Source organism: Stenotrophomonas sp. GD03654, assembly GCF_029845105.1.
Lineage (GTDB): Bacteria > Pseudomonadota > Gammaproteobacteria > Xanthomonadales > Xanthomonadaceae > Stenotrophomonas > Stenotrophomonas africana.
In genome coordinates, this window is sequence record NZ_JAOCLC010000135.1 from 1 (window position 1) to 3,854 (window position 3,854).

Below are 3,854 nucleotides of genomic sequence, written 5' to 3' on the forward strand. Positions count from 1 at the left end.
CCTAAAGTCCCCCACAGCGGGGCCGATATCGAGCCTGACACCGGGACTTCCGGCAGAACCAGGACCCCTCGATGAACGACAAGACCAGCTCCGCCGCCAGCGCCGGTGGCGAATTCCTCAGCTTCACGCTCGGTGCCGAGCACTACGGCGTGGACATCCTCAAGGTGCAGGAAATCCGCGGCTACGACGCCGTCACCCGCGTGCCGGATGCCCCGGACTACATCAAGGGCGTGATCAACCTGCGCGGCACCATCGTCCCGGTCATCGACCTGCGCCTGAAGCTGCGCCTGGACAACGCCCGCTATGACGCCTTCACCGTGATGATCGTACTGAACGTGGAAGACCGCGTGGTCGGCATCGTCGTTGACAGCGTTTCCGACGTGATCCCGCTGTCGGCCGAACAGATCCGCCCGACCCCGGAATTCGGCGCCGCCGTCGATACCCGCTTCATCTCCGGTATCGGCACGCAGGACGACCGCATGCTGATCCTGCTCGACATCGAGACCCTGCTGGACAGCGCCGACATGGGCCAGGCCAACATCGTCGAAGACGCCGCTGCCTGATCGAACGGACCTGCTTCACGTTCTGGTCACAAAACCCTTCAGTTCCCGCCGGCAGTGCCGATAGGGGGACAGAAGCCGGTCGCGCAGGAGCGCGCAGAACCGGAACGACCATCACCATCCCCGGAGATACACCTCGATGAAGTCCCTGCTTGCGTTCGTTTCGGCCGCTGTCCTGGCCACCACCGCTTCCGCCGCGTTTGCCCAGTCGGCCGACATGATCCCGCCGGAACTGGCACCGCGCTCGGTCGGCAAGGACGGCATGGTCTGCGGCAAGGTCGAGAAGGCCCGCTACGCAGAAGGTTCCGAAGGCCAGCCGACCTTCCTGTACATGGGCGGCGCCTTCCCGCGCCACACCTTCTCGGCGCGCATCGCCGGCGAGAACCGCGGCAAGTTCTCCTTCCCGCTGGAAACCCTGGAAGGCAAGACCGTCTGCGTGATCGGCAAGATCCAGCGCGATGCCTCGCGCGCGGAAATCGAAGTCAGCTCGCCGGCCGGCCTGAAGCTGGCGAACATCAAGTAATCCGCCGTCCGTCGAACCACGCCGGACCTGGTACCGGCGTGGTTTCTGCTGCAACCGGGCCCGAGGCCCGGACGCGTCTGCCTTAGGAGATCGCAACGCCCATGCCGTGGATCAACAACCTCAAACTGATGCCGAAGCTGCTGCTGACCTTCGGCGTCCTCCTGCTGGTGATGTTGCTGCAGGGCATCGTCGCCTATCGCGGCCTGCATTCGCTGAACAATGTCACCACCGAGCTGGCGGGTTCTCGCATGGAGAGCATCCGCATGGCAGGCGAGATGCGCGGCATGCTGGGTGAATACCGCAACGCCGCCTACCAGCAGCTGATCCGCGCCAGCGACGACGTCAAGGCGGATGCACGCAAGCAGGGCGTCGAGCTGCGCGCGAGCATGGACAAGTCGATCAAGGAGTATCCGACCCTGGTCGACAACGCGCAGCAGAAGAAGCTGTTCGACACCTTCGCCAAGGAGTGGAAGGACGCCCTGGCCTCCTATGACAGCGTCACCGAGATGCTGGAACTGGACCTGCCGGACGACGCCATCGATACCTTCGTCGGCGAAACCCGCACCAAGCACCGCAAGGCCGCCTCGGCGCTGGAAGCGCTGATCGCCGAAGACAACCGCCTCGCCCGCGCCTCGCGCGAACAGGCCGCCTCCACGTATTCCGCCTCGGCCGTGCTGACCGTGATCGCCCTGCTGGGCGGCGCCGCGCTCGGCCTGGTGCTGGTCTGGCTGTTCGCCCGCGCCCTGGTCGGCAGCGTGCGCGGTGCCGTGTCGGTCGCCAACGACGTTGCCGGCGGCAAGCTCGATGGCCACATCGACGTCAGCCGCCAGGATGAAGTGGGCGAACTGATGCAGGCCATGCAGCGCATGCAGCGCGACCTGCGCGAACGCATCGAAACCGACCAGGCCGTCGCCCGCGAGAACCTGCGCATCCGCACGGCGCTGGATTACAGCTCAACCGGCGTGTACCTGACCGATACCAGCAACACCATCGTCTACAGCAACCGCGCCCTGCAGCAGACCCTGAGCCAGTACCAGGATGAAGTGCGCCGCGACCTGCCGGACTTCGACGCCCAGGCCTCGCTGATCGGCAAGCCGGTCACCGTGCTTGAACACCGCGGCGAGATGGACCAGACCCTGCTGGGCAACCTGAAGGCACACGGCGTGGCGCGTCGCCCGATGCAGTACGGCGATGCCCAGTTCGCCCAGGTGGTCTCGACCATCCGCAATGAAGGCGGCGACACCGTCGGCTACGTGGTGGAATGGCGCGACCGCACCCAGGAAGCACAGGTGGAAGCCGAAGTGGCACGCGTGATCGCCCAGGCAGCCGCCGGCGACCTGTCCGGCCGCATCGATGCCAGCGACAAGGAAGGCTTCTTCCTGCAGCTGGCCCAGCAGATCAACGGCCTGCTCGATGCCAACGCCGGCAGCATCGAACAGATCTCCGGCCTGCTCGCCGCGCTGTCGCAGGGCGACCTGACCGTGCGCATGCATGGTGACTACCAGGGCGTGTTCGCCCGTATGCGCGACGACGCCAACGCCACTGCCGCGCAGCTGAGCGAGATCGTCACCCGCATCAAGCAGTCCAGCCGTGCGATCAGCTCGGCTGCTGGCGAGATCGCCTCGGGCAACAGCGACCTGTCGCGCCGTACCGAACAGCAGGCCGCCAACCTGGAAGAAACCGCTGCCTCGATGGAGGAACTGACCTCCACCGTGCGTCAGAACGCCGAGCACGCCCGCCAGGCCAACCAGCTCGCCATCGGCGCGCATGGCGTCGCCTCGCAGGGTGGTGCAGTGGTTGGCCAGGTGGTCACCACCATGTCGGCCATCGAAGCCTCGTCGAAGAAGATCGCCGAGATCATCTCGGTCATCGACGGCATCGCTTTCCAGACCAACATCCTGGCGCTGAACGCTGCGGTGGAAGCCGCACGTGCAGGTGAACAGGGCCGCGGCTTCGCCGTGGTCGCCAGCGAAGTGCGCACCCTCGCCCAGCGCTCGGCTGCCGCCGCCAAGGAGATCAAGGGCCTGATCGACGACTCCGTCGGCAAGGTCAACGATGGCTCGGCACTGGTGCACAAGGCCGGCGCGACCATGGGCGAGATCGTCGCCTCGGTGCAGCGCGTGACCGACATCATGGCCGAGATCTCTGCGGCTTCGCAGGAACAGTCCGCCGGCATCGAGCAGGTCAACCAGACCGTGGTGCAGATGGACGAAACCACCCAGCAGAACGCCGCGCTGGTGGAAGAAGCCACCGCCGCCGCCCGCGCGATGGAAGAACAGGCCGGCCACCTCAGCGAGGCCGTATCGATCTTCGTGGTGGACGAAGCCGATACCGTGGTTGCCCCGCCGCGAGCCACTGCCCCGACCCCGGCCCCGCGTGCTGCTGCACCGGCAGCACCGGCTCCGGCGGCTCCGCCCGCCCGCCGCGCGGCGGGTGGTCGCCCGATGGCTACCGAACTGGCGGACGGAGACTGGCAGGAATTCTGAGGCCTGCCTGACCTGACGGACGAAGACGCCCCGGCCCTGTGCTGGGGCGTTTTTGTTTACGGGGTATCTGGATATCCAGCCAACGGCGAAGCCCCTCGGGGTGGTCGGCCGAAGCGCTGGGTTACTGAGAGTTGGCCGGGAGGGTCGGCTGCGCAGGGGACGCCGTGAATACGTCCCTGTAGGCTCGGGCGCGCCATCCATGGCGCTTACGCCCCTGCGCAACCAACCCTCCCGGCCACGGACAGTTTCCGTGCGCGTCCACCCCGGATTGAAGAAAGAAGAGCA

General features: G+C 66.5%; 3 protein-coding genes. All 3 read left to right on the forward strand.

What is annotated here, in order from left to right; genetic code table 11:
- Window positions 1-71 precede the first annotated feature (71 nt).
- The 3 genes from N5J73_RS24010 (at window position 72) to N5J73_RS24020 (ending at window position 3,569) form a co-directional block, all read left to right on the forward strand.
- Entirely contained in the window at window positions 72-563 is a 492-nt protein-coding gene (locus tag N5J73_RS24010; protein ID WP_049448758.1) for a chemotaxis protein CheW, read from the forward strand.
- A gap of 136 nt (window positions 564-699) precedes the next feature.
- Window positions 700-1,083 (forward strand): hypothetical protein, encoded by a 384-nt coding sequence (locus N5J73_RS24015; protein WP_010482470.1) that lies wholly within the window; start codon window positions 700-702, stop codon window positions 1,081-1,083.
- A 101-nt stretch (window positions 1,084-1,184) separates the two neighbouring features.
- Window positions 1,185-3,569: a methyl-accepting chemotaxis protein gene (locus tag N5J73_RS24020; protein ID WP_107379545.1), complete on the forward strand. Its 2,385-nt coding sequence runs from the start codon at window positions 1,185-1,187 to the stop codon at window positions 3,567-3,569.
- The last annotated feature ends 285 nt before the right edge of the window (window positions 3,570-3,854 follow it).

Excerpts from the sequence above, each read along its gene's own strand:
- N5J73_RS24010 (WP_049448758.1), top strand. The coding sequence starts at position 72 with ATGAACGACAAGACCAGCTCCGCCGCCAGCGCCGGTGGCGAATTCCTC.
- N5J73_RS24015 (WP_010482470.1), top strand. The coding sequence starts at position 700 with ATGAAGTCCCTGCTTGCGTTCGTTTCGGCCGCTGTCCTGGCCACCACC.
- N5J73_RS24020 (WP_107379545.1), top strand. The coding sequence starts at position 1,185 with ATGCCGTGGATCAACAACCTCAAACTGATGCCGAAGCTGCTGCTGACC.